At 36.3% G+C, this 25,100-nt stretch carries 22 protein-coding genes; 17 read left to right on the forward strand and 5 right to left on the reverse strand.

The annotated features are described in order from the left end of the window. Nucleotides 1–65 precede the first annotated feature (65 nt). A complete protein-coding gene (locus tag R2R71_RS03910) occupies nucleotides 66–1,520 on the reverse strand; it encodes a TolC family protein (protein ID WP_316829939.1) in 1,455 nt (484 codons plus the stop codon). 4 nt (nucleotides 1,521–1,524) lie between these two features. Next, nucleotides 1,525–2,772: an efflux RND transporter periplasmic adaptor subunit gene (locus R2R71_RS03915; RefSeq protein ID WP_316829940.1), complete on the reverse strand. Its 1,248-nt coding sequence runs from the start codon at nucleotides 2,770–2,772 to the stop codon at nucleotides 1,525–1,527. 185 nt (nucleotides 2,773–2,957) lie between these two features. Between R2R71_RS03915 and R2R71_RS03920 the strand changes: the two genes are divergently transcribed. Then, nucleotides 2,958–3,140, forward strand: a complete 183-nt coding sequence (locus R2R71_RS03920; protein WP_316829941.1) for a hypothetical protein — start codon at nucleotides 2,958–2,960, stop codon at nucleotides 3,138–3,140. Nucleotides 3,141–3,361: 221 nt separating this feature from the next. On the opposite strand, the gene R2R71_RS03925 is transcribed toward R2R71_RS03920, so the two are convergent. Continuing rightward, nucleotides 3,362–4,126, reverse strand: a complete 765-nt coding sequence (locus R2R71_RS03925) for a LuxR C-terminal-related transcriptional regulator (protein WP_316829942.1) — start codon at nucleotides 4,124–4,126, stop codon at nucleotides 3,362–3,364. A gap of 320 nt (nucleotides 4,127–4,446) precedes the next feature. On the opposite strand from R2R71_RS03925, the gene R2R71_RS03930 reads away from it, so the two are divergent. The 5 genes from R2R71_RS03930 (at nucleotide 4,447) to R2R71_RS03950 (ending at nucleotide 11,237) form a co-directional block, all read left to right on the forward strand. Continuing rightward, a complete protein-coding gene (locus R2R71_RS03930; protein ID WP_316829943.1) occupies nucleotides 4,447–5,757 on the forward strand; it encodes a patatin-like phospholipase family protein in 1,311 nt (436 codons plus the stop codon). A 12-nt stretch (nucleotides 5,758–5,769) separates the two neighbouring features. After that, nucleotides 5,770–9,792 carry a cache domain-containing protein gene (locus R2R71_RS03935; protein ID WP_316829944.1) on the forward strand — a complete coding sequence of 1,341 codons (4,023 nt, stop codon included), beginning with the start codon at nucleotides 5,770–5,772 and terminating at the stop codon, nucleotides 9,790–9,792. Nucleotides 9,793–9,812: 20 nt separating this feature from the next. After that, nucleotides 9,813–10,010: a hypothetical protein gene (locus R2R71_RS03940; protein ID WP_316829945.1), complete on the forward strand. Its 198-nt coding sequence runs from the start codon at nucleotides 9,813–9,815 to the stop codon at nucleotides 10,008–10,010. Nucleotides 10,011–10,272: 262 nt separating this feature from the next. Further along, the gene (locus R2R71_RS03945) at nucleotides 10,273–10,908 is read left to right on the forward strand and encodes an HAD family phosphatase (RefSeq protein WP_316829946.1); all 636 of its coding nucleotides are present in this window, start codon (nucleotides 10,273–10,275) and stop codon (nucleotides 10,906–10,908) included. A gap of 8 nt (nucleotides 10,909–10,916) precedes the next feature. Next, nucleotides 10,917–11,237 (forward strand): DUF962 domain-containing protein, encoded by a 321-nt coding sequence (locus R2R71_RS03950; protein WP_316829947.1) that lies wholly within the window; start codon nucleotides 10,917–10,919, stop codon nucleotides 11,235–11,237. A gap of 371 nt (nucleotides 11,238–11,608) precedes the next feature. On the opposite strand, the gene R2R71_RS03955 is transcribed toward R2R71_RS03950, so the two are convergent. After that, complete coding sequence (locus R2R71_RS03955) at nucleotides 11,609–12,796, reverse strand: proline dehydrogenase family protein (protein WP_316829948.1); 1,188 nt, start codon at nucleotides 12,794–12,796, stop codon at nucleotides 11,609–11,611. A gap of 92 nt (nucleotides 12,797–12,888) precedes the next feature. Here R2R71_RS03955 and R2R71_RS03960 point away from each other — a divergent pair, with 92 nt between their 5' ends. The 11 genes from R2R71_RS03960 to R2R71_RS04010 all read left to right on the forward strand — a co-directional run bounded on the left by R2R71_RS03960 (nucleotide 12,889) and on the right by R2R71_RS04010 (nucleotide 22,575). After that, on the forward strand, nucleotides 12,889–13,095 hold the full coding sequence (locus tag R2R71_RS03960) for an RNA-binding S4 domain-containing protein (protein WP_316829949.1): 207 nt from the start codon (nucleotides 12,889–12,891) through the stop codon (nucleotides 13,093–13,095). Beyond that, nucleotides 13,095–14,153, forward strand: a complete 1,059-nt coding sequence (aroB, locus tag R2R71_RS03965; protein ID WP_316829950.1) for a 3-dehydroquinate synthase — start codon at nucleotides 13,095–13,097, stop codon at nucleotides 14,151–14,153. Before R2R71_RS03960 ends, aroB begins: the two co-directional genes overlap by 1 nt. 1 nt (nucleotide 14,154) lies before the next feature. Further along, the gene (locus R2R71_RS03970) at nucleotides 14,155–15,120 is read left to right on the forward strand and encodes a sterol desaturase family protein (protein ID WP_316829951.1); all 966 of its coding nucleotides are present in this window, start codon (nucleotides 14,155–14,157) and stop codon (nucleotides 15,118–15,120) included. Between the two features lie 316 nt (nucleotides 15,121–15,436). Next, nucleotides 15,437–15,628: a hypothetical protein gene (locus R2R71_RS03975; RefSeq protein ID WP_316829952.1), complete on the forward strand. Its 192-nt coding sequence runs from the start codon at nucleotides 15,437–15,439 to the stop codon at nucleotides 15,626–15,628. Further along, complete coding sequence (locus R2R71_RS03980; RefSeq protein ID WP_316829953.1) at nucleotides 15,625–15,951, forward strand: type II toxin-antitoxin system RelE/ParE family toxin; 327 nt, start codon at nucleotides 15,625–15,627, stop codon at nucleotides 15,949–15,951. Before R2R71_RS03975 ends, R2R71_RS03980 begins: the two co-directional genes overlap by 4 nt. 271 nt (nucleotides 15,952–16,222) lie before the next feature. Further along, nucleotides 16,223–17,056: a prephenate dehydratase gene (locus tag R2R71_RS03985; protein WP_316829954.1), complete on the forward strand. Its 834-nt coding sequence runs from the start codon at nucleotides 16,223–16,225 to the stop codon at nucleotides 17,054–17,056. Nucleotides 17,057–17,164: 108 nt separating this feature from the next. Beyond that, on the forward strand, nucleotides 17,165–18,304 hold the full coding sequence (locus R2R71_RS03990; RefSeq protein WP_316829955.1) for a chorismate mutase: 1,140 nt from the start codon (nucleotides 17,165–17,167) through the stop codon (nucleotides 18,302–18,304). Between the two features lie 285 nt (nucleotides 18,305–18,589). Further along, nucleotides 18,590–19,858, forward strand: coding sequence for a 3-phosphoshikimate 1-carboxyvinyltransferase (gene aroA, locus R2R71_RS03995; protein WP_316829956.1), 1,269 nt, complete (start codon nucleotides 18,590–18,592; stop codon nucleotides 19,856–19,858). Nucleotides 19,859–19,931: 73 nt separating this feature from the next. Further along, complete coding sequence (gene aroC / locus R2R71_RS04000; RefSeq protein ID WP_316829957.1) at nucleotides 19,932–21,029, forward strand: chorismate synthase; 1,098 nt, start codon at nucleotides 19,932–19,934, stop codon at nucleotides 21,027–21,029. Between the two features lie 96 nt (nucleotides 21,030–21,125). Next, on the forward strand, nucleotides 21,126–21,737 hold the full coding sequence (locus tag R2R71_RS04005) for a DUF1684 domain-containing protein (protein WP_316829958.1): 612 nt from the start codon (nucleotides 21,126–21,128) through the stop codon (nucleotides 21,735–21,737). 91 nt (nucleotides 21,738–21,828) lie between these two features. Next, entirely contained in the window at nucleotides 21,829–22,575 is a 747-nt protein-coding gene (locus R2R71_RS04010; protein WP_316829959.1) for a LytTR family DNA-binding domain-containing protein, read from the forward strand. 4 nt (nucleotides 22,576–22,579) lie between these two features. Here R2R71_RS04010 and R2R71_RS04015 read toward each other — a convergent pair whose 3' ends face one another. After that, nucleotides 22,580–24,700, reverse strand: coding sequence for a tetratricopeptide repeat-containing sensor histidine kinase (locus R2R71_RS04015; RefSeq protein WP_316829960.1), 2,121 nt, complete (start codon nucleotides 24,698–24,700; stop codon nucleotides 22,580–22,582). Nucleotides 24,701–25,100 lie beyond the last annotated feature (400 nt).

Here is a 25,100-nt window from a genome sequence, read left to right on the forward strand (position 1 = left end):
TGGTTATTGCACATTGTCATTGGTTATTGTAACTTGATTATTTTAAATTAATTCAGCGGCGTAAACTAATAGGTTATTTTTATGTTTTTTTCAAAATCGTAAAGTGAAAGATAACGAAGCTGGTAATAAGCGCCCCAAAAATCGCGGAGCGAAGAAACATAGTCGCGTTTTGCGGTATCATTTTCCTGGAATGCGATGCTTAAATCGGTGATGCTCAGATTACCTAAAACATAGCGTTCGCTGGCTATTTTATATTTTTCAGCGGCTATTTTTTCGGCAGTATCCGTTAGCTTTATCTGTTCTTTCATCATGTTAAAAAGCGTTACTTGTGTTACAATTTGTTGTTTAAATGTTTGCTTATCTTGTTCAACTGAATAAGTTACCAGCTGCTCGTTTGCCTGTGCTGTTTTTGTTCTCGATTTAGATCTGCCCCAATCCATAACAGGAATAGACAACTGTAATTCTACTGTTTGCTGATTTTTTGGATTCCGGTAAATATCAAAAGCAGTCAATCCTGCATTGGAAAAACCCAGATTTGCTCTCAAGGTGGCCTTAAGTCCATTTTCTCCCTTTGCCTTGGCAACATCTCTTCTGGCTTCTGCTAACCTTCGAACAAATCCAATAGCATCTGAACGGTTTTCAAAAGCTTCAGCCAAAACTTTTTCAGTCGCCACGGTCATTTGAGCCACTGCCTGTGGCATGTCCAATTTTATCCTGTCATCTCCCTCAATCCCTGTGTAACTACGAAGGTTCAACGTTGCAACCTCAACATCTCTTTTAGCTGTTCCAACAGCTTTTTGAGCGTTAAGTACCTCAAGCTGAAGCTGTAGGATTTCATTTTTTGAAATCTTTCCCAATTCAAATTTTGTATCGGCAATGCTCAGAATTCTTTTGGTGTTTGCATAGTTTAAATCAGCAATATCGAGGTTAACCTGCGCCAATAGCAAATCAAAAAAATATTCGGTAACGGTAATCGATATTTTCTCCTGTGTTTCGATAAAAACCTGTTTACTTTCATTGTATTTTAAGGGTTCGATTTTCTTATCCCACTTTAAGCTATTAAACTGTAACAGTGGCTGTGTATACCCAATTCCATAAGGGATACCATTATAAAGCACGCTGTTTCTGTCAAAATCATCAAAACGCTGCAACTGGGTAGTTCCGTAAATTGTGCCTCCGGTTGCCGCTATACTTTGACTAAAATTTAGTGTCAGTGAAGAATTATCATAATGTACAGGCTGGAAAAGAATACTTCCGTTAGGTTGCTGAACTTGCGTATATGTTTTGGTATAGCCAGGTAAAACACCTTCTAAAGCCAGTTGTGGTTGGTAATTTGATTTGAAAGTACGCCACTCCCAGTATTTAGTTTCCTTAACTGTTGTGGCCTGTTTAGCAGCAATAGAGTTTGACTTAGCCATTTCAACTACCTGAGGTAAACTAAGCTTCAAAGTATCTGTTTTAGCAGCTAATGAACCTGCAAAGCATGATAAAAACACGAATATGGTTACAATTTTCATCATCTTCTTAATTACTTATTGTTACCGTTTTCGAGTTTTTAAAATCACCCATATCCGACGTAATGATTTCATCACCGGCTTTTAACCCACTTAAAATTTCAACGTAATCAAAATTGCTTAAACCGGTTTTCACAGTGCGTCTTTCGGCAATACCATTTTTCAACACAAAGATTTCCTGCAAATTTGAACCGTTAAAAGCTGGCCCGTTTGCCACCCTTAAAACACTATTTCTGGTATCGGTAACCAGAAAGACATCTACTTTCTGATTTGGCCTCAACACTTTACTGTCTTTTTGATTGAGCTGGATATCGAACGATACCGTGGCATTGGTTACCGCAGGTGAGATATTTACAACGGCACCTCTTAGTTGAGTATCACCAATCCTGATAATTGCAGCCATATTATTGCGGATTTTATCGAGTAAATTATCCGATAGGCTGCCGGCAACTTTAAAACCATTTAAATCAGCAATACGCACCAATGCGTCGCCTTCGTGTACACTAGAGCCAATATTTTTATTTACCCAGGTAATTACGCCCGGCCTGGTCGCTGTTACATCAGCCAAATCAAGTTTCCGTTTCAATGCATCCAAATCATTCTTTTGGATAGCGAGGGCAATTTCAGCCTCCCTGATTTCTATTTTCATGGTTTGCTGTTTGCTTTTAATTTCATTTTCAAGTTGCAACTTCTCCAGTTCGGCAACCTTTAAATCAAGCTCAGCACGTTCCACATCTTCTTTGGTCCCACCTCCTGCTTTAAGCAATCTCTTCGCCGATGAAACCGCATCTTTAAGATTACTAATCCGTAACTGTTTAATATTGTTGCTCGATTTAACATCGAAAAAGCTTTTTTCCAAATCGAGTTTCAGCTTGCTAATTTCATTCTGTTTTGATTCCATCTGAAATTGCAGTTTCCCATAGTCGGCCTGGCTTACCGATTTATCAAGCAAGAGAATTGACTGGCCTTTATTAACATTTTTTCCGGCATCCATTAAAACATTTTTTATTGATGCACTTATCGGGCTGGTTAATACTTCTTCGAATTCAGGGAGAACTTCGCCTGTTGCATTAATCGTATTTTCGATTATTCCTGTTTCAACTTTTGCAGTAGTAATGTCAGCACTGGTTAAGGCAGCTTTAAAATAAAACCGCACAAACCAAACACATAATGCGAGTAATGCAACGATGATAAAAATCAGGAGATATTTTTTTTTCTTCCTTTTAGCTAAAACTTCTTCTTCAATGAGTTTGTCCATTTAAATATTTTTTGAACAAGCTTTTACAAGAGAAATGCCAATATTAAAATACTGAAAATCAGATTATTATAATTTTAACAAAATATTTAAATGCCCGATATCGAACGTTTTGTTTGTTATCGAACGAATAAAACATACTTAAAAATGACTTGTAAATTCTTTTTACATAAGATTACCTTTACCCCATGAAAAGATTAAACAGTGAAACGCCAAATGATGAATTACAAGATGTAAAAAAGGGCGACCTGGTGACAGATACTTTTAGTAAAACCGGTTTGGTGGAAAGTATTGAAGTAACTGACGATGGTTTGTACATAACCTATGAATTTACATTGGTTACCGGCAGGATAATTACCGTTAAAAAATAAAAGAGGGGCATTACACCCCTCTTAAATTGTTTTGAAATACATCACTAGTGGTAATGATAAATTTCTCACAATAAAAATAATGTAATGCCATAGTTTAGTATGCACCTGGTTTTCAGTTTAAACTGCAATTGCAGGTACTTTATGAATTACATTGATTACACAAAGACAATTATTAGTCTGGTTTTTGTGTAGAACTTAAATTAATATTTAGCAGTTTCATATTACAACCGGGCAATTTTATTTATCGCAGCGACCATATTACCACCACCGGTTTTAGCAATTATGTGCTTTCTGTGGCTTTTTACCGTTTCTATACACAAGTAAAGCATAGCTGCAATTTCTTTACTGGTGTAACCTTGCCTCGCAAGTTCCAGGACTTCTTTTTCCCTTTTAGATAATGTTTGGTTTAAAGCAGAAAACTCTGTTTCATGGCATAGGACATAGGTTCCTGCGGCAGAAAGCTTATGGATAGTTAAATTAATCGCATTGTTAAACCTAAATCCGGTTATATCTGCACAATTGAAATATTCTAGCGTTGGTTTTCCATCGGCAGTAAAATTTGCAAAATTACTCTGCCTTAAAATGGTAATGTAATTTTCATCCGCCGCTCTAAGCCTGATATTATAGCTAAAACGAAGTTTCGCACGCTGCTCTGCCGGCGTTTTGTAATAATAACTAAAAATAGCCTGATGTATTTCCTTTAGCAATTCTAAATCTGAAGGATGGACGATGCCGAGTGAGAAATTAACACCTCGGCTGAGAAATGAGACGGCTTCATAGCCTAGAATTTTCTTAACAGAAGCACTAATCGTTACATATTGCATGCGTGCCCAATTAAAAACGCCATCGTAGCCAGTTGCGTTCTGCGCCTGCCCATCAACTTCATTAATTAAACCAGGAACATTAAATTCCTCCTTATGCAACTTATTTGAATAACCCGCGATTCGATACAACTCGCCGGTTGAGAGAATATCCAACAGATTCATAACGTAGATTATAGGGTAAACAAACTTAAGAAATTATATCATCACTTAATAACCTGAAAATCACTCTTTTGAGGGATAATTATCCATCTTAATATTTTTGATATTGTAGTATAAATTAATCTCGCAAAAAATGATTAACAACGTACTTTTAGACGGAGTTATCGTATCTGTATTTACAATCAGTAGATCTATACTGATTAAAAAACAAAGCTCAGCCGTCTGTTCTGCTTTAACACAAGATTTACAAAAACATAATTTACCTGGTTTCTTAACCATTGTTATAAACTTGATGAAACAGGTAAAAACTAAACTATCTTACTATGGCATATAAAATCCTTTCTCTTGATGGTGGAGGTTCGTGGGCAGTAATTCAGGCCCGGGTACTTCTAGATATTTATGGCGATTTAAACGGCCATGAATTACTTAGAAAATTCGACCTTGTTATTGCAAACTCAGGTGGAAGCCTGGTATTGGCAACACTCTGTAACGACATGAAGCTGAGTGAAATCATCTCAGTTTTCGAAGATGAATGGAAACGTAAACAAGTTTTTTCGAAACTATCTTTCTGGGAAAAGCTACGCTGGCGAAACATTGCCAGTTTAACAAACGTACTGGGGCCAAAATACAGCATGGAACGCAAGATATCTGGCTTGCAAACGGTTTTAAAGCAATATAACCGTTTAATGGATGAAGGAAAAACCACTCGTCCAACACTCGAAATACAACTTAATGAACTACCTGCAATCATTGGGAAATCAGCATTACAGTTAATTATTGTAGGTTTTGATTATTTCAGGCAACGGGCAACATTTTTCCGTTCAAATGCCAGCAGTAAAACCGATGTTTTTAGCGGGGGAAAATACTATCAGATCAGTTTAGGCCACGCTATTCATTCATCAAGCAATGCTCCTGTAAATTATTTTGATGCGCCTGCTGAGGTGAGCATAAATCAACTAGGTGGTAACGATACACGGAAAACCAAAATGTGGGATGGTGCCGTTTCCGGTTTCAACAATCCTGTTCTGGCTGGTTTAATCGAAGCCATTACAAACAATACCATCCCGATGAGTGATTATAAAATTCTTTCGTTGGGCACAGGGACAGGCGGGCAGGCGATGATTGCGGATTACCATACCTCAACAAATCCCGAAATTAAAGCCATTTACGAAAGAAATGAAGATAACAAACTAGCCTTTACCGATTACAACCTGACCTTCATCTCCGATATTAAGAAAATGTCGACCAGTATTTTAGGAGACCCACCTGATTCTGCAACATTTATCGCTTATTCAATTATCGATCCAGCGTTAACCAACAACGCCTGCCTGGTAAGGATTAACCCTTGTATAAAACCTGTTTTAAATCCAGGCAGCCTGGTTTTCGAAGCACCTGCAGTTTACAAAAGTGAGCCAAACGGCAACGAACTTTTTATTAAATTGATGGATTTAGACATGGATGCTGTAGCTAACGAAGACGTAGCATTAATCACCCAATTATGCACCAAGTTTATAACCGACAACAGCTTATGCTTACCAAATCAACTTATCAGAGGCGATGGAAACGGAATTCATTTAGGAGATGATACTTACCAGAAGGCAAAAGCCCGATGGATGAGCTGTAATCCAATTTAATACCTGTAGGATATGTCGAAATTTTTCAGTTTTAGCCGCAACCAGGGTGTAGTTATGGTTACACTTCTTTTTGTTGTCTTATTGGGAGCGATTTACTTTTTCATGTATATCCCAAACAATCAGCGAAACCTTGAAGAACAAAGGTTCAGGTGCCTTCAGAATATAGAAACCAACATCCATGCTAAAATTGATAATTCAGTAGCCCTATTAAACAATCTGCTAATTACCTGGCAAAAAAACGACAAACAATACAATAGAGAACGGTTAAAGCAATACATTAAAAATTATCCGCAGCAAAATTTCACGCTAATTCCAATAAGTACCGCTAAAAACACACCCGATAAAACAGTTGAAGACAGCACTTGCAATATCGATTTCAACAAGCAGGATTTAATTATTTATCTCAGAAAAAATGGCTATCAGATCGGGTTAAAATACAGTATTAATCAGTTTATTGATCCACTATTGCCTCGCGATATTTATAACGAATACATTTTATTAAAATCAAGCAAGATTGTTTATCAAACCTTTCCCAGTGGGATAACAACCATAACTACCGATTCGTTAAAAACTGATAAAAGTGCTTTTGCAGGAGAACAGGTTAAAAATATAGCGCTCAGCGGAACACAATATAAACTCTTTTCACAACAGCTAAGTTTAAATGCAGATTCTGTTCTAACAATTACCGGCCTTTTAAAAGACCAGAATTATCAGCACGAAAAGAATAAGCTTCAGGAAAATGTAGTTTTGCTCTTACTAATACTCGCAATTGCCACAATATTGGCCTTACCGTGGATTAAACTCTATCAAATGGGTAACCAGGATAGGTTAACCGTTGCAGATGGTTTATTCTCATTTGCCGTTTCCATGTTACTCATGTCACTCTTGTTTTTTGCATTTTTTAAGTATAACGTTTTATTAAGGCCTGGTGAAAATGTTTCGCAGAAGATTGGTAAAAACCTGGCCAGTGAACTGGAGAAATCATTTGTAAATGAAACCAATAGCGCATATAAGCTTTTAACAAGACTGGATCAGGTAAGGGATAATAATAAAACTGCGGCAGCTTTTATAAACTTCAGCGATAAAAGTATCAACTATAAATACCAGGGCAGCGATACAACTAGCCAAACTGGTAAATTTGCCTATAAAATTGATTCTATTGCCCGTGGAATAAATATAAATCAGATTTTCTGGCTAAAAAACAATGGTTCTGAATCAAATAACTGGTCGGCTGCTGCCAACATTGCCCCACCAGGTAACTTCGCAAACCGAAACTATTTTACAAATCTTCAAAACAAAAGTTCCTATTTTCTCCCTCTTCCAAATAAACAACCATACTACCTGGATCAGGTCATATCATGGACTACAGGGCAGTTTACATCAATTATTTCAAAACCATCTGTAAATAAAGGTACCCCGGTGGTGGCCATGTCATTCAATTTTAAATGTTTAAGCAAACCAATTTTACCATCGGGTTTTCTTTTTGCAATCATTAACAATGAAGGCAAGGTTTTATATCATTCAAATGCATCTAAAAACCTAAATGAAAACCTGTTGAATGAATTTTCGGAAAAAGAAAAATTAAAAACGGCTGTACTTACTCACGGAAATGCATTTTTTTACACTCAATATTTAGGAAGAGAATATTATGCAACCGTTAAATCGATAAGCAACCTCCCCTATCAAATCGTTGTTTTTGAAGACAAGGACTATAAAAACATCAGGGATATTAATGTATTCAGTTTTAGCTTTGTAATGCTTTTCAGCTTTTTCTTACTGCTTATCATTCAGATACTGGCCGTTTTTGGATTTTCTCAAAAAACTTCCTTTTTCAAAAAACATTACTTTGATATCTCCTGGATTGGTCCTAATAAAAACTTTGCTCATCAGTACAATCTGGCAATAGTTTATAATGCTATCAACATCCTTTTATTGTTGATTTTCTTCAAGTACTCCAGCTTTTTGCAGTTTTTGTTTATACTTTTTGTTTCTTCAACCTCAGTCACCCTGTTCTTAAACTACAATTATTCAAAAAGTTACTATAATACCTTTACTGAGAAGTTTAAACTTAAAAGAACAGCCAACATTGCGCTAATTGTAGTAATTGTCCTGGTAAACATTGCTGCCTTAATTATCATTGAACCTTATAAATTTTTCGGTTTTGAAATAATTTTAATCCTAACGGTTATAGCGCTTCTAAACATTTCTGAAAGGGCATTTGAGTGGGCAAATCGCTTTAGGTTTTTCCCTAAAAACAACTGGAGTTTTAGCAGCAGTTATTCCTTAATGATTTTTACAAGGTTGATTATTACAAGTGGTTTACCGGTGATGCTGTTTTTTACGGCATCGTATAATTACGAACTAAAAATGACCACCCGGTACCGGCATTTACAGTTTACCAAGGAGTTGCTGGACAAGTATCCAACATTAAAAAAAGACCTTAAATTTAAAGATGTTTATATCGATAGTGTATGGATCAGGGATATTAAAAACACCACAGAAATACCACAGTTAAAAATATCTGATGAAGAAAAAAATACGACTACCTTATTTAAATACTTAACCAATTACACAACAAAACAGCTTCCTGATATCGACCAGTATAATCCCAATCCTACTGAAAGTTTTATGATGTTTTCTCCACTGTTTCAACCGGGAAAAACGGAAAGTTACCATAAACTGGCTAATGGAAAGTATATCCAGCTCACATCCTTAAAAATACAATACATATCGCCTGCAACCTACAATAACGACAAATGGTATTTAGGAATCATTTACTGGGTATTGTTTCTTTCAGCGTTGCTGGTGTTCGGCATGGTACTTCATAATATATTTAAAAAGCTTTTTGCACTGAATTTACCAGCTACAAAAGGTTGGCAGGAAATAGATGAACTCTTATTAACAGACAATGAGTTAAATTCATTACTCTTTGTAATTGGTTCACCAGGATCAGGAAAGTTATCGAGGTTTAAAAAGCTCATCAGCGATAAAAAAATAAAAGGCAAATGCGATGTGGAGTTGATTATGGAGCAAAGCAACACAGCAAGTAACAACGTTTTTATTGCTGATATGATTTTAATCCCGGAAAATGCCGAAGAAGCCAAAACAGATCAAAACTGGCTCGACATGCAGGATGCTGCTTTAAATAAAGACTATGCATTGGTAATCGTAAATCATTTCGAATACGACATTAAAAACCCATCAACAAACGCTGCAAAACTCAATTTTATGGAAGCCTTGTTACAACGTAACAGGAGCAAGATTGTCATTATCTCCACGGTACATCCGGTTAATTTTTTAGATTCATTAAATCAACAGGAATTATACAAGGTCGAAGATAATCGTCAGCCTGAACATGATTTGGAGCGATGGCATGTACTGTTAGGTCATTTCAGAATTATTATAGAAAAACTCCAGACTGCTGCGATTAATATAGACGCTAAAGCACCGTTATGGAAAAAAATATTAATGATGGAAACGCAAAGCGGCCATTTTTTAAAGAAAATGCAACAACCCTTAACTACTTGCATTGATGAGTTACCGGCAGACGAATTGGCGCTCGTTGATGGAGATTCACTGGCCTTTAAAATGCAGATTACCTCCCATTATTTTTACATGTACCTGTGGCAATCGCTAACAAAAGAAGAGAAATTCTTACTTTATGACCTGGCAGAAGACGGACTTGTAAACCCTTATGATGATTATAACCTTACCTTGCTCATTAGCAAAGGTATTATCACCAAAGAAGACGGTATTTTACGCTTATTCAATAAAGGTTTCCGCAATTTTATACTAACTGCCATAGGTAATTCTGAAGCGATGAAGATAAGAAACCAGATTAAAGATAACGGAAACTGGAAAAACCTTAAAACCCCGCTGATGATTTTGGCAGTAGCCATTCTGGCATTTTTATTCACCTCGCAACAGGAAGCTTATGCCACAATAATTAAGTATTTAACCATTTTATCAGTTGGTGTACCTGCCATTCTCAAGTTTTTCTCGATGTTTAGCGGAGATAAAACCGAAAAGAGTTAAAACTCGGCTATATTTATCAAATGATTAAAGTTGATAAAAATACGGCAACATCAACGCTGCTTGAAGTAAAAATTGGTTCAGTCATAACTGATGGCCATGAAATAACCGGAACTGTTACAGAAATTAACATAACTGATACGGATGAATTCTGGTTGTTTATTTTTTATCTTGATGAAAAGAAGCAAATAGAAATCAGAAAGATTAAAAATATTTGCTGATTGCTTTAGCGCTTTTAAGATTAATCTATAAATAAATCATTCAGCTATACCATGAACTATTGTTTATCTACTTCACAAACAGTTAACAGTATAAATAGAGTACTTTTAAAAATCTAATTACAATACGGTTTCCAGCCCTATATCTGCTCTATGCTTTAAGCCAGGTTAAAAAAGCCTGGCTTAAAATTTAAGTACCTTTATTTCAAAAAACCACTTCGAAAAATCATTTTAATAAAGATATTTGCATCAAAATTTCAATAGCATGCAAAATATCAAAAACATCATTTTTGATTACGGAAACGTAATTTTCGATATCGATTTCAGAATAGCGCAGGATTCATTTAAAAAACTGGGCATAAGCGACATCGAAAATTTCTTCGCACATAAAGCACATAATCAGTTATTCGATGATTTTGAAACCGGTGCAATTTCGCCGGCAGAGTTTAGGGCTGGAATAAGAAAAGTTGCAAATCAGCCAGAGCTTACTGACGACCAGATTAATGAGGCCTGGAACAGTTTATTAATCGGAACGATCCAGGAAAACCACGATTTACTCTTAAAAGTTAAAGAAAAATACCGCACATTTCTGTTGAGTAATAACAATGAAATCCATTACGACTGGATTATTAATTACCTGAAAACAACTTTTCAGATTAATAATTATGATGAATATTTTGAGAGAGCTTATTTTTCTCAACAAATGAAATTGCGTAAACCAAATACCAATATTTTTGAGCAGGTTTTAAGAGAGAATAACTTAAATCCAGCCGAAACCTTATTTATTGATGATAGCCCACAACACATTGAAGGTGCTAAAAAGGTAGGATTAAACACCTTATTAATGACAGAGAAACCTGCCCAGCTTGGTGCAGTTTTAAAAGCAAACGGAATTTTGTAAATTTAGTTATGGCAGAAAAAAAGTTTAAATCGCTAAAAGAATTTTATCCGTTTTATTTAAGCGAGCACACCAATACTACATCTCGTATTCTACATTTTATAGGAACCGGCCTGGTGGCACTTGCATTTATTACAGGGTTTTTATTTCACGACTGGCGTTTTTTTCTGGCAATGCCGGTTTTAGGCTATGGCTTTGCCTGGGTTGGTCATTTTTTCTTTGAAAAGAATAAACCTGCAACATTCCAATACCCCGGTTATAGCCTGGCAAGCGATTTTATCCTCTTCTACGATTTATTAACCGGTAAACAAGGTTTTGTAGTTAAGAAATAATATATGATTTCATCATTTTATTTAACTGCTGGTTATTAGCTATCGTTTGTATTCCACTAACTAAACAATTTTTCCACGGAAAGACAGCATAAATACTGGAGATGAATCTTTGGGAAATAAGTTACTGCCCTAAACTCTTAACCCAATTGCAGCGGAAATACTTTTTGTAGCAGATCTTCGATAAGCTCAAGCTGACAATGAAATAAAGATTGAAGCACAATGCTGGGCTGAATTCACTTAAGAATTACTGAACATTCATTTCTAAAAAAGAAGTAGATAATTTTGCTTCAACTACGCTCATTTTGTCATTCTGAGGAACGAAGAATCTGTTTCATTGGTTGCAGATTCTTCGTTCCTCAGAATGACAAAGATTACAGCTTCCTTCTTTTTAACTCTCTTTCAATTAAACCTAACTCCCTGCCTGTTTGCCCGGCAACTGAAGTATTCTCCTGCGCTCTTCTGAACAGATAAGGCATAACGGCTTTAATCGGGCCATATGGAACATATTTTGCCACATTATAATTTGCATCGGCGAGGTTAAAACTCAAGTTATCGCTCATACCCAAAAGTTGTGCAAAGTATACATGCGGGTGGTTGTGCGCCACTTTCTTCTCATCCAAAAGGTAAGTAAGCAAACGGCTGCTATCTTCATTATGCGTACCACAAACAATTGCAATTTCTTCAATATGATCTACGCAATAACGTAACGATTCGTTGTAATCTCTGTCTGATGATGCTTTATCAGGTTGAATTGGCGATGGATATCCTTTCTCTTCAGCACGCTTACGCTCCTTTTCCATATAGGCACCACGAACCATTTTTACACCTAAAATAAAACCAGCCGCCTTTGCAATGAGGTGGTCGGCCTTCATATCAGCAAGTTTATCGCGGCGGTACATTTGGTAAGTGTTATAAACAATGATACGCTCCTGATTAAATTTGCGCATCATATCTAAAGCTAGTTCATCAATAGTATCCTGAATCCAGGTTTCTTCTGCATCAATCATAATCGGCACATCTTTTTCGAATGCTGTGCGACAAATCATTTCACAACGTAATTTAACTTTCTCAAATTCTGCCTGTTCTGCAGCATTTAAGGCTTGTTTAGCATCTAATTTCTCAAGCAATGCAAAACGACCAATCCCTGTGATTTTAAAAACCGTAATCGGAATATGCTTATCGCCATCGGCACGAAGAATTGTACGGATAATTTCCTGGCAGGTTTCATCAAATACAACCTCTTCCTCCTCACCTTCTACCGAATAATCCAGAATCGTTCCAACACCTCCGCTGGCTAGCTTTTCTATAGCCTTATCACATTCGGCAATGGTTTCGCCACCACAAAACTGCTGAAAAATTGTCGCTTTAATAGCGCCCTGAATAGGTAATCCGATATTTAAAAAGAAATTCGTTATTGGAGGTCCAACCTTAGTTAAGAAGTTACTGCCAATCATTTTAAAAAGCCAATAGCCTTTTTTTAATTCAGCATTGGTTTTCTGGCGAAAAGCGACTTCGGTATTATCGAAATTAGGTTGTTTGTTTGATGATAATTCAATCATTTGTTATGTAATAAGTCAGACGGATGCAAAATTATAAAAAGCATTCATTGTAAAAATTAAAAACGGCTAAATAATCGTATTTTTGCAGCAAAATGATACAATTCAAATTAGAGGGCGAATTTATTCCACTAATCCAGCTTTTAAAAGCAACTGGCTTGGTAGGTACCGGTGGAGATGCCCAGGCCGCTGTTATGGATGGCTTAGTAAAATGTAATGGAGAAGTAGAATTTCGTAAGCGCTATAAAGTTAGGCTTGGCGATATCATCACTTTTGAACAAGATAAAATCGAAGTAATTTAATGGAAACCTTAACCAGCGCAGGCCATTCGCTTTATTTCGAAAGCAATTTAGCTGCCTTAAAAACACTTTTAGAAAGCAATAAATACAGCAAGGTTTTTGTACTTGCCGATGATCATACAAGCGAAATCTGTTTACCGGTTTTTCAATCGATGATGGATGACTTTGCAGATTTCGACCTTATTGAAACTTCTGCAGGTGAAGAAAACAAAAACATCGACTTTTGTATTGGTATCTGGAAAACCCTTCTTGATTTTGAAGCCGACCGCAAAAGTTTAATGATCAATTTAGGTGGAGGCGTAATTACTGATATGGGTGGCTTTATCGCATCCACATACAAACGAGGCATCGATTTCGTTAATGTTCCCACCACCCTGCTTTCGCAAGTAGATGCTTCAGTTGGCGGTAAAACCGGAATTGATATCGATAACGTAAAAAATATGGTGGGTACCTTCACCTTGCCTCAAATGGTTTTTATCGAAACTGAATTTCTAAAAACCTTGCCTCAACGTGAACTTTTATCTGGCTTTGCCGAAATGATTAAGCACGGTTTAATTTATGATAATGCTTATTATGAAAAGTTAAAAACAACTGATTATTTAACACCTTCAGCTGAAGATATTTACCGCTCCGTTGAAATTAAAAATGAAGTGGTAACGATCGATCCGCATGAAAAAAATCTCCGTAAGATTTTAAATTTCGGCCATACCATAGGCCATGCAGTAGAAAGCTATTCGCTTGCAAACGACGAAAACCCACTTACGCATGGTGAAGCCATTGCTGTAGGTTTTGTTTGTGAAGCAGCTTTATCAATTAAAAATAGTGGCTTAACAAAAGAAGAATTAAAAGATATCAGCGATTATATTTTATCGTTATATCCTAAATATCACATTAAAAAAGAAAGTTTCGATACGCTTTTAGAACTCATGCAAAGCGATAAGAAGAATGAAGATGGCAATATCCTGTTCTCTTTACTCGAAACTACTGGTAAGTGCACGTTTAACTGCCGTGTAACTACAGCCGATATTTTAAGCAGTTTGGATTACTATAACAGTTTATAAAATGACATTTACCGGAAGCGATATTTCTGTTGGCGGATTATTTGGGTTTGTTATCGTTTTAACCCTGGTTGAAATGTATTTCAGCTATGCCCACGACAAAAAACTATACACCACACGCGATACTTGGACCAATATTTACCTAATGGCAGTTGCCGTTGTGATTAACCTTGGCATGAAAACAGCAACTTTTTTCTTGCTGGCTTACTGCTACCAGTTCCGATTATTCCAAATCTCAAATATGTGGCTTTACTGGCTGGTGTTAATTTTAGCGCAGGATTTTTTATATTGGTTTCTCCACACCGTTGGCCATTATGTCCGCTTTTTCTGGGCCATGCACGTTACGCATCATTCTTCAGAGCACTTTAACTTAACAACCGGGTTCCGTTCTACCGTTTTCGAACCACTTTACCGCGTATTTTTTTACTTGCCTTTGGCATTCATGGGTTTCACTGCGATGGATATCCTTTTTGCCTATCTTGTAACGCAAATTTATGGCAATCTGGTTCACACCCAGTATAAAATTAACTTCCCGAAATGGTATGAATATGTTTTTGTAACCCCATCGCACCATCGTGTGCACCATGCGAGTAACGTACGTTACCTGGATAAAAATATGGGTATGGTTCTAATCCTTTGGGACAGAATGTTCGGAACATTCCAGGCAGAGCTGGAAGAAGACAAGATTAAATATGGTTTAACTACGCAACCAAAAGATACTGGTCCGGTTAACATTATTTTCCACGAGTTTATTGCCTTAACTGCCGACGTAAAAAAAGCGCCTACTTTTATGGATAAGGTAAAATACATTTTTAACCCTCCGGGATGGAGCCACGATGGTAGTACCAAAATTGCAAAAATTATGCAACACGAACTTCACCAGGCCGAAGCACTTGAAAAACAAGCACAGGAAAACAACAAGATAAAGGATTTTAATACGCATCAAAGAGATTTGAGCTCTGCAGGATAAAATGGAACAGTCTGTATTTTACAGGCCGTTTTTATTAATTGTTTTTTTTAAAATGATTGGTACTGTTCCTTTGGCCTAAGCAGCCCTGCTATTCACTCCAATCTTTTAAAAACTTCTCTCCTGCCGAGGTACAGAAGCATCTTTTTCATAGGTTACAGATGCTTCGTTCCTCAGCATGACAGCCTGTTCAAGGTTACTGCTATTTAAAAGTATTTTCGTTTCTATCAGGTTTATAAAACTAAGCCGCTAACGTCCATCAAAAATCCTTTTCAATACGATAATATTATTTTGTATTTTTGAATAAAGTCTACTGTATATGACAACATTAACCATACAAGTAAAGGATAATGACACTCAATTTCTTTTAGAAGTTTTAAAAAGAATTGATGCAAAAATCATCCAATCTTCTAAAAAGCAAGAATTGCTTAATGGAATTAAACAAGGTATCAAAGAAGCCAAGGAAATCAAAAAAGGAAAAATTGCGCCCTTATCTTTAAGTGATATATGATAGATGGAATCAAAATTATTTATTCCCCTATATTTATTAAGAAAGCGAAACAAGTAAAAAAGAAACACCAATCTTTAGTTAACGATTTAGCACAATTAGAAACAATACTTAAATCCAATCCTAAAACGGGCACAAATCTTGGTAATGGCATATTTAAAATCAGGCTTGCAGTTAAAAGCAAAGGAAAAGGCAAAAGCGGCGGTTATAGAGTTATAACTTATTTTCAGAACGAAAGTGAAATCACGATGATTTACATTTACGATAAATCTGAAGAAGTATCAATTTCTAAGAAAGACATTCAAAGTTTAGTTGATAGCCTATAAATATGATTACTCAACCTTTCATACCAAAGCCCAAAACGGTATAAATGAAAAAAAATAAAAATATTTTCATTTTCCTATTGACAAATTAAATTTTGTTACTACATTTGACTCATTCAAAAACGAAAAATGAAATTATTCAACACATATTACTTTGGTTACTTTTACTATTTTAGTGAGAGCCGGGGCTAATATGCAAAAAGATATATAACAATATTAAAATGTATAGAAAAGTCCCGGCCAACAGCCGGGACTTTTTTGTTTTAACGCAAAAATGGAAACGACAAAACGAGTAGCAATTCAGGGTATTAAGGCCTCTTTTCATGAAGAAGCAGCTTACAAATTTTTCGGTAAAGAAATCGAAACTGTAGAGTGCAATTCATTTAAAGAAACTTGCGATAAACTTGAAAAAAACGAAGCTGATTTTGTAGTAATGGCTATTGAAAACTCCATCGCAGGCAGTTTACTACCAAACTATACGCTTATCCGCGATTATGGCTTCTCGGTAGTTGGCGAGGTTTATTTACCAATTCAATTACACTTAATGGCTTTGCCGGGTGTAAAATTCGACGACATCAAAATCGTAACCTCACACCCTATTGCAATCCGCCAGTGTATCGATTTCTTTTATGATTATCCACATATAAAAATCGTCGAAAGCAATGATACTGCCGCTTGTGCCAAACGAATCCAGGAAGAAAAACTAACAGACACAATGGCTATTGCAAACACTTTAGCTGCAGAGCTTTACGGACTAAATATCTTAGAACGTCGCGTAGAATCTAATAAGAAAAACTATACCCGATTTTTAATCCTTAAAAAGGAAAAAACCGATGAAGGTAAAAAGATAAACAAGGCCTCAATTTGTTTTCAGGTTGGCCACAAAGCAGGTTCATTGGCTACAGTGCTAAACATATTTGCTGAACAAGAGGTAAGCTTAACAAAAATACAATCTATGCCGGTGTTAGGTAAGCGAAACGAATATTATTTTTACATCGACTTAGAATGGCCAAGTACCGAAAAGTATGATAAAGCGGTGAGGAAGGCACTAAAATATACATCAAATTTTAACATCCTTGGAGAATATCAGAAAAACGACAAGGTATAACCGAACATAAGATTAAGCATTAAAATTGTACAAATTGGTTAGTTGTACAAGGAGCAATTAAAACAAATAACAGATTAAACAAAAAGTAAAATACTACAACTCAATATCATGAAACTTAATTTAAACATCCAACCTTTAAACACCTGGTTAAACACAAACAACGAACCATTGTTAATTTCTGGCCCATGCAGCGCAGAAACTGAAGAGCAATTATTAACTACAGCACATTTATTAGCAGCAACAGGCAAAGTATCTGTTTTAAGAGCTGGTATCTGGAAACCACGTACCCGTCCGGGAGAGTTTGAAGGCATCGGAAGCATTGGTTTAGAATGGTTAAAGCGTGCAAAAGCTGAAACTGGTTTACCAACAGCTGTAGAAGTTGCCAATGCAAAACATGTTGAAGAAGCCTTAGCAGCAGGTGTTGATATCCTTTGGATTGGCGCACGTTCTACTGTAAATCCTTTCACAGTTCAGGAAATTGCCGATGCATTAAAAGGTCATGATGTTCCGGTATTAATTAAAAACCCGGTAAACCCTGATTTACAATTATGGATTGGTGCTATTGAGCGTATCAACGGCGCAGGAATTACCAAAATTGGTGCAATTCACCGTGGTTTCTCATCATTCGAGAAAAGCTCTTTCCGTAACGAACCAATGTGGGAAATGGCAATTCAGTTGAAAACTTTATGCCCTGAATTACCAATCATTAACGACCCAAGTCACATTTGTGGTAACCGCGAGTTAATTCCTTACATTTCGCAAAAAGCATTGGATTTAGACATGCAAGGTTTAATGATCGAATCGCATGTTGATCCTTCAGTAGCATGGACTGATGCTAAGCAACAAGTTACGCCAGCAGCTTTAGCAGAATTGGTTGACCGTTTAACCGTTCGCGAGCCAGAAGCACCAAATGAAGCTTTCGCTGATAAATTAGCTGATTTACGTAAATCTATCGATAAAATTGATGATATCTTATTGCAGAAATTAGGTGAGCGTATGGCTATTGTTGAAAAAATCGGGGAGTATAAACGCGATAATCAGGTAACTATTTTACAAGTTAATCGCTGGGATGCCATCATTCAGAAAGGGCATGCTTTTGCCAAAGCTTTAAAATTAGATCTAAACTTTACGGAGAAATTCTTAGAATTGGTGCACGGAGAATCAATCCGCAAACAAACTGAGATAATGAATGCCGGTAAAGCTGAAAAAGGAATCGCAGCTGAGCAACATACAGAAGTTTCAAAATAAGGTAGAGGGTTTAAAAGTTTAAGGTAAAGGGTAAAACCAAATGCTTAACAAAAAACCTTACTCCACGTCATTGCGAGGAATAGTTTTTCCCGAAATTTCGGAAAAACAATCTTAATGAAATAGGATTGTAGCATTAGTTAATCTTCGCAATGACGATTAAATAAATATGATGGTGTTGTATTTACATTTGTTATCCTGAGCTTGTCGAATAACTTTATTACGGTGTTCGACAAGCTTATACTGACAAACTGTTAACAGCAATCCATTAAAAATAAAAAGAATACCATGTCAAAAAATGCCTTAGTTTCTTTTAAAGGAACCAGGAATATTAATACGGAAATCCAGTTAACGGGCTCGAAAAGTGAATGTAACCGGGCTTTGATTATTAGTGCCTTAAGCAAAAAGCTGGTTAAAGTAGAAAATTTATCGAATGCTGCCGATACGGTTACACTTAACGGCATTTTAAATAATCTGGAAGAAGAATTAGCAGTAGAAATTCAGGAATCTCAAACGGTAGATGTTGGTCCTGCAGGCACAGCAATGCGTTTCCTTTCAGCCTATTTATCTGCTAAAAACGGAAATTTCTTACTTACCGGAACCGAGCGAATGAAGCAACGCCCAATTGGTATTTTAGCTGAAGCGTTAAAAACCATCGGCGCTGATATTTCTTATGCCGAGTCGGAAGGCTTTCCACCACTGAACATTGCAGGCCCTTTAAATCAAAAAGCTGCTGAAGTTAAAATTAAAGGCGATGTTAGCAGTCAATATATTTCAGCTTTATTGATGATTGCGCCTGTTTTACCTCAAGGCCTGACTTTGGAAATTGAAGGTGAACTCACATCAAGGCCTTATGTTGACATGACTTTGGATATGTTAGCCGAGGTTGGTATTGAGCATTCGTGGAACGGAAATTCCATTTCAATAAAACCACAGGCGTTTAAGCCAGGAACGCTTGTTGTTGAACCTGATTGGAGTGCAGCTTCATACTGGTATAGTATTGCAGCATTGGCTGATGAGGCGGAAATTAGTTTACCTGCTTTAAAAGAGAAAAGCCTGCAAGGTGATAGCCAAATACAGAAAATCATGAAGATTTTTGGTATCGCCACCAGCAAAACAGAAACCGGAATTTCGATCAGCAACCTTGGATTATCTTTAGAAACAAATCAGGTACTAGATTTAAAAACTTGCCCTGATTTAGCACAAACGATCATAGTAATTGCCGCAGCATTAGGCAAAAATATGTCGTTCACTGGGTTAGAAACACTTAAGATTAAAGAAACTGATCGAATTGCCGCTTTGCAAAATGAACTGGCAAAAATTGGCGTTACTTTAACCGAAGATAATTTGATTTACACGCTGAACACAGATAAACTTCATTTCCCTGAGAAAGTAACCATTGCAACTTACGAAGACCACCGCATGGCAATGGCTTTTGCACCACTCGCTTTGTTAATTAACGAAGTTGAAATTGAGGAAATGCAGGTTGTAGAAAAATCATATCCTTATTTTTGGGAAGATTTGAAGAAGGCCGGTTTTGATGTGAGTCTCAATTAGCGATAATCGAGTATCAAGATTAAAAACACAAGCCCAAAAATCGTAAATCCAAAATCATCAATCTAAAATAAATATGGCAGGCAATTCATTCGGACAACTCTTTCGCATAACCACCTTTGGCGAATCTCATGGCGTAGCCATTGGGGTTATTATTGATGGTTGCCCGGCACAATTAGATATCGACATGGACTTCATCCAATCTGAATTGGATAAACGCAGACCAGGTCAATCGAAAATTACCACCCAAAGAAAAGAGAGCGATACCGTTCAGATTTTATCAGGCATTTTCGAGGGAAAAAGTACCGGAACGCCTATTGCGTTACTCATTCCTAACGAAGACCAGCGTTCTAAAGACTATGGGCACAATATAGATGTTTATCGCCCGAGCCATGCAGATTATGTATATGATGCAAAATACGGCATACGCGATCACCGTGGTGGTGGACGCTCATCTGCCCGCGAAACAGCTGCACGGGTTGCCGCAGGAGCAATAGCTAAATTATTTTTAAAGCAACAAGGCATTGAAATTTTTGCGCATGTAACTTCGGTTGGAACTATTGATGCACCGAACCTTGAAAGCAACGATTTATCGGCATTATTAAACATCCGTGAAGAAAATATTGTACGCTGTGCCGACCCTGCAACTGCACATGAAATGGTTGAATTTATTGATTCTGTCAGGAAAGATGGCGATACAGTTGGCGGGAAAATCAGTTGCGTAATCAAAGGCTGCCCGGCAGGCCTTGGCGAACCTGTTTTCGATAAATTACATGCCGATTTGGGTAAGGCAATGCTAAGCATTAATGCTGTTCATGGTTTTGAATATGGTTCTGGTTTCGCCGGAAGTGAGTTAAGAGGTTCTGAACATAATGATATCCCTCAGCCTAAAGCAACCGATTCAAAAGTTTTCAAAACGACAACCAATTTTGCCGGAGGTATTTTAGGTGGCATTTCAAATGGAATGGACATCACCTTTAAAGTCGCGTTTAAACCGGTTGCTACAATTATGCACAACCAGCAAACCATAAATGCTGCAGGTGAAGCTGCAGAAATTAAAGGCAAAGGCCGCCATGATCCTTGTGTCGTTCCCAGAGCAGTTGTAATTGTAGAAGCAATGGCCGCATTAGTTTTGGCTGATCAGTTTTTGAGAAATAAAGCAAGTGTTCTTTAGCAACAAACGCAATATTCATCTTGTTACTTTGAACTTGTAGAAGGATTTTTAAAGATCTCTTCAGCAAGCTCAGACTGACATTAAAGAGCAAAATAAATGATGAAATTTTCACTCCTTATCCTTTTATTAATCAGCTTAAATTCTTTTGCTCAATCCTACTCCGAGCAAATAGCCAAACATCGTGAAGGTTATAAACAAGATTTTGTTAAGGAAAGTAATTCTCCTTTAAAAGCGAATGATTTACAAAATCTTCATTTTTACGATGCTGACAGCAATTATAAAGTTTTAGCTGATGTCGAGCTTTTGAAAAATGAAAAAGTATTTAAAATGCCAACGTATGATGGAACCAGCAAAGAGTTTTATCGCTTTGCGAAGATAAATTTCGAATTAAACGGTAAAGCTACAACAATGACTTTGTATAAAAGTGTAGCGTTAGCCTCCAACCCTGCTTATAAAGATTTGCTTTTTTTGCCTTTTACCGACGAAACTAATAATAAAGAAACTTACGGCGGTGGGCGCTATATAGACCTGAGTTCGAAGGAAATCGTTAACCATAAAATAGAGGTTGATTTTAACAAAGCCTATAATCCTTACTGTGCTTACAGTGATGGTTATAGTTGCCCGGTTCCACCCGAAGAAAATGATTTACCGCTAAAAATTGAAGCTGGAGAAAAGCAATATACTGGAGAGAAAAAGCACAAAAAATAATCTGTTAATTTTGGTGAAGCTAAAAACCTTATCTTTATCAGAACAAACATTTAAAAATATTTGTTTTAAAGTCCTAAGTTAATCACTGCTTATGTACACCTGTTTAATTGTTGATGACAATGAGATAGAACGCGATGCTATTGAATTGCATTTAAAAAAAATACCCTCGCTGGAAATTGTTGCTACATGCAATAGTGGTATTGAAGCTGCTGCTATTTTGGCGACAAAAAAAATAGATATTGTTTTCTCGGATATAGACATGCCCGACCTTTCGGGAATGGATTTGTACAAATCGCTTAAAAAAAAGCCGCTTTTCATATTTATCACATCCCACAGCCATTACGCAGCAGAAAGTTTTGATTTAGACGCACTTGATTTCCTTACAAAACCTGCCACCTTTGAAAGATTATTAAAGGCAACCAATAAAGCGATCGAATACATAGAACTTAGAAAAAATGTTGCCCTTTCTTCAGAAGACTCCATCAGTCATCCAGACAAGGGAGAGGATTATTTTTTCTTCAAGGAAACGAAAGGTATAACCAAGCTCAATTATAAAGATGTTATTTACATCGAAAGTATGGGCGATTTTTCAAAGATTTATACAGCAAATGAAAAGCATATTATACTTGTAGGTTTAAAAAATCTCGAGAAGCAGTTACCTGAACAATTTCTTCGTGTACACAAACAGTATATCATTAACGTAAACCATATTTCGACCGTTACTGCTCACGAAGTTCATTTAACTGAACATTTTATTGTACCAATCAGTGCTGCAAGCAGGCAGGAATTATTGGATAAGGTGATTGATAAAAAAACTTTATCAAGATTTAAGAGATAACTTGTTATGATTTTTTGAGAAATAAGGTAAACTCAGTTCCCTTATTTGTTTCAGACATTACACTAATCCTGCTATCCATTAAGCCAATAAACGTTCGGCATAACAGCAACCCTAAACCAGTCCCTTTCTCCCGGTTTGTACCTGGTGTACTTACTCCGGCTCCCTGATATTCTGATTTATTGAAATGATTTACCAATTCTGCTGACATACCTACTCCGGTATCGGTAACAGTAATTAGCAGTTCGTTATTTTTTATTGCTGATGCAAGTATTACTTTTCCGTTCTCTGGTGTAAATTTAATCGCGTTACTAAGCAGGTTCCTTAAAACAAGCTCCAGCATATTGGTATCAGCCTCACATGTGGCCTGTTCGCAAACATTATTTTCGATTTTAATATGCTTTAAATCAGCTGTACTTCTTAGCGAATTTACCACATCATCACTTAAGCCGTGCACATTTATGGTTTCAAGATAAGGATTAAAGCCCTGCATCTGCCCTGCTGCCCAATTCAATAAATTTTCCATCATTGAAGAGGTATACATTAAATTATTTTTCAGGGATGAAGCATATTTTTTAAGCTTGTCCTGTTCAATATTCCCTCCTTCCAACAGCTGAATGAAAGATATCAGCGAGTTTACCGGTGTACGCATATCATGACTAACAACACTGAAAATCCGGTCTTTAACTTTACTTAACTGTTCAAGTTCGCGTTTTTGCTTGTTTATAATCTTATTGAGCCGGGTTGTTTTCCGTTGATTGAAATAGATTAAGCCTGCAGTACATAACACAAGCGCAATTGCTACCGATAAAAATATTTTTACCTTTTCGTCAAACTTTATCTGCTGGTTTTGCTCCGAAATCTTTTTGTTTCTGACCAGGGCTTCATTTTTCGATTCTAGCTCTGATTTTTCAAAATTATTATGTTGCGCTATTTTTTCATTTTCCAAATCCTTCTGGTTTTGAAGAAACTTTAAACGCTGAAGCATTTTTTCCTTGTCACTTAAATCGAGCTGCTGCTGACGAAGAATTAATTGTTGGTGTTGTTGCTTTGCCAGCAGTACCTGTTGCTGCAGAATTGCATCAGTAAACTGCTGTTTTAACTGATAATCCTTTTCTTTAATCCCAAAGTCAAGCTGCATTTGTCTGCGGGTAATTTCCTTCTCTTTTTCAGCATTAAATATTTCATCTTTTACAATAACATACTGCTTATAAAACGCCAGCGATTCATCATACTTTTTAAGTTTATCATAGGCATCGCTTAACTTTAAATTTGCATCTCTTTCTATATCTAAAAGCTTATTTCGCTGTGCAATATTTAACGATTGGGTAAGTAATTTTACAGCATTTGCATAATCTTTCTGGTTGATATAAAAATTGCCTAATGCCTGTAAATTTTGGGCGGGAATGGCTTTGTTATCTGAATTTTTATTTAACTCGATAGCTTTCAAATATGCTTTCAAAGCCAAATCTTTTTCACCCATTTGCTCATAAACCCGACCAAGATTCATTTTTATTGAGCTGGTTAAATTATTATCATTACCAAATTCTTCCGCAATTTTTAATGCTGTATTCAGGTTATCGAGGGCAACGTTAAGTTTTTGACTAGGAAGTATATCCATGTTAATCAGCTCAGAAGGTGTCGCATTGATATAAGCAATTCCAATTTCTTTGTAAACAAGTGCCACTCCCCAGTTTTTCGCCCCGTTTCGGGTCATGATATTTTGTGCCAGCCTCAGGTATTCCAAAGCTTTTTTGTGCTGGCCCAAATCCTGATAAATCCCCGAAATATTTACATAACAACTAGCAACATTTTCTTCATCATTTAGCTTTCTATATATTTCCAGCGCATGCTGGCTGGCCTCCAGCGATTTAGCATAGTCGGGAATTAAACTATATAAATCACTCATATTTAAATAAGTATCTGCTATTTTAGCTTGATTACTAACCGCGTAATACTCTTTAATTGCTTTATAATAATTTTCTTCAGCTTTTTGATAATTTGTCTGCCCGTGAAAAAAACGAGCCATTATACCATATACATTTCCAGCTTGCTTCTTTAAATCGAGCTTGTAAGCTAACTGAATTGTTTTATTAGCATATTCATCAACTTTTTCAAAATTCTTCATCGTAACATACTGATGAAAAACATCCATCAATAAGTTAACTTTTACAGAGTCTTGTTTTAAATGTCTTTGATTTAAAAGTAAAAGGCTATCGAGGCACTTCTGAGATGTTTGCGCACTACTATTTAATCCAGAAAACGCGAAGAACAAAAGTATTACAACTTTAGGCGATTTAAGATTAATCAGAATAGAGCGCCGGCAACTCATTAGTACAAATCAAAATTTAGAAAAACCTGGTTTTGTTTAATAAGAAACACAGCGGGTAATCAGTACTGCATTAATAACGGGATATTTAGGGCAATTAAAATAAAGGGCTGATTGATTTCTTAATTATTGTGTAATATAATTTTTTTTATTCAATTCAGTAATTATTAGTAGTTTTTAAAATACAAAAAAGCTTATT

Source organism: Pedobacter aquatilis, assembly GCF_032678405.1.
Lineage (GTDB): Bacteria > Bacteroidota > Bacteroidia > Sphingobacteriales > Sphingobacteriaceae > Pedobacter > Pedobacter aquatilis_A.

Bases quoted from the DNA above. Each gene is read 5' to 3' on its own strand.
- aroC (WP_316829957.1), top strand. From the start codon at position 19,932: ATGGCAGGCAATTCATTCGGACAACTCTTTCGCATAACCACCTTTGGC.
- R2R71_RS03960 (WP_316829949.1), top strand. From the start codon at position 12,889: ATGATACAATTCAAATTAGAGGGCGAATTTATTCCACTAATCCAGCTT.
- R2R71_RS04005 (WP_316829958.1), top strand. From the start codon at position 21,126: ATGATGAAATTTTCACTCCTTATCCTTTTATTAATCAGCTTAAATTCT.
- R2R71_RS03910 (WP_316829939.1), bottom strand. From the start codon at position 1,520: ATGATGAAAATTGTAACCATATTCGTGTTTTTATCATGCTTTGCAGGT.
- R2R71_RS03930 (WP_316829943.1), top strand. From the start codon at position 4,447: ATGGCATATAAAATCCTTTCTCTTGATGGTGGAGGTTCGTGGGCAGTA.
- R2R71_RS03920 (WP_316829941.1), top strand. From the start codon at position 2,958: ATGAAAAGATTAAACAGTGAAACGCCAAATGATGAATTACAAGATGTA.
- R2R71_RS03915 (WP_316829940.1), bottom strand. From the start codon at position 2,772: ATGGACAAACTCATTGAAGAAGAAGTTTTAGCTAAAAGGAAGAAAAAA.
- aroB (WP_316829950.1), top strand. From the start codon at position 13,095: ATGGAAACCTTAACCAGCGCAGGCCATTCGCTTTATTTCGAAAGCAAT.
- aroA (WP_316829956.1), top strand. From the start codon at position 18,590: ATGTCAAAAAATGCCTTAGTTTCTTTTAAAGGAACCAGGAATATTAAT.
- R2R71_RS03935 (WP_316829944.1), top strand. From the start codon at position 5,770: ATGTCGAAATTTTTCAGTTTTAGCCGCAACCAGGGTGTAGTTATGGTT.
- R2R71_RS03970 (WP_316829951.1), top strand. From the start codon at position 14,155: ATGACATTTACCGGAAGCGATATTTCTGTTGGCGGATTATTTGGGTTT.
- R2R71_RS03980 (WP_316829953.1), top strand. From the start codon at position 15,625: ATGATAGATGGAATCAAAATTATTTATTCCCCTATATTTATTAAGAAA.
- R2R71_RS03940 (WP_316829945.1), top strand. From the start codon at position 9,813: ATGATTAAAGTTGATAAAAATACGGCAACATCAACGCTGCTTGAAGTA.
- R2R71_RS03925 (WP_316829942.1), bottom strand. From the start codon at position 4,126: ATGAATCTGTTGGATATTCTCTCAACCGGCGAGTTGTATCGAATCGCG.
- R2R71_RS03985 (WP_316829954.1), top strand. From the start codon at position 16,223: ATGGAAACGACAAAACGAGTAGCAATTCAGGGTATTAAGGCCTCTTTT.
- R2R71_RS03975 (WP_316829952.1), top strand. From the start codon at position 15,437: ATGACAACATTAACCATACAAGTAAAGGATAATGACACTCAATTTCTT.
- R2R71_RS04010 (WP_316829959.1), top strand. From the start codon at position 21,829: ATGTACACCTGTTTAATTGTTGATGACAATGAGATAGAACGCGATGCT.
- R2R71_RS03950 (WP_316829947.1), top strand. From the start codon at position 10,917: ATGGCAGAAAAAAAGTTTAAATCGCTAAAAGAATTTTATCCGTTTTAT.
- R2R71_RS03990 (WP_316829955.1), top strand. From the start codon at position 17,165: ATGAAACTTAATTTAAACATCCAACCTTTAAACACCTGGTTAAACACA.
- R2R71_RS03945 (WP_316829946.1), top strand. From the start codon at position 10,273: ATGCAAAATATCAAAAACATCATTTTTGATTACGGAAACGTAATTTTC.
- R2R71_RS03955 (WP_316829948.1), bottom strand. From the start codon at position 12,796: ATGATTGAATTATCATCAAACAAACAACCTAATTTCGATAATACCGAA.
- R2R71_RS04015 (WP_316829960.1), bottom strand. From the start codon at position 24,700: ATGAAGAATTTTGAAAAAGTTGATGAATATGCTAATAAAACAATTCAG.